1 protein-coding gene is annotated in these 486 nt (G+C 18.3%); it reads left to right on the forward strand.

Translation table 11 applies throughout. From position 1 onward, the window contains the following. The first annotated feature begins 22 nt into the window (after positions 1-22). Positions 23-382, forward strand: a complete 360-nt coding sequence (locus tag RI76_RS02115; RefSeq protein ID WP_017192500.1) for a DUF2963 domain-containing protein — start codon at positions 23-25, stop codon at positions 380-382. Positions 383-486: the final 104 nt, after the last annotated feature.

Below are 486 nucleotides of genomic sequence, written 5' to 3' on the forward strand. Positions count from 1 at the left end.
AAAAGAATTATAAATTTACAGTATGAATTATAAAAATAAAAAAATATTAATCAGATTAAGTATATTTATTATAAGTATTATTGTTTTAATACTCATAATTTGTGATTATAATAATTCTCCAAAACAAATACCCCAAAATAAAGAAGAAAAAAATGAATATTTATTAAAAAAAATAATTTATAAAGATAAAACGCAAACAAAAATAGATCATATAAAAGAAGTTAATGAAAAAACTAGACAAATTGTTAGATGGGTTCAATATAAACCAAATGGAGATGAAATTGAATATATTGAATGTTATAAATATGATTCTAATACTAATAAATTAATTCAAACCATAAGATATAAAAATAATAAAAAAGAATTTATAGAAGAAGGGTGAGCCCCAGCAAAATAGTTCCGAATGAGAACAACTAATTTTTCTAAAACAAATACCTTTTAGAAAAAATTATTTATTAATTTACTATATGATAACATAAAAAAAAT

This window comes from Milkweed yellows phytoplasma str. MW1, from assembly GCF_000309485.1.
In the GTDB taxonomy this organism is placed as follows: domain Bacteria; phylum Bacillota_I; class Bacilli_A; order Acholeplasmatales; family Acholeplasmataceae; genus Phytoplasma.

What these genes read in the sequence shown, in the direction of transcription:
- RI76_RS02115 (WP_017192500.1), top strand. Translation starts at nt 23, where the DNA reads ATGAATTATAAAAATAAAAAAATATTAATCAGATTAAGTATATTTATT.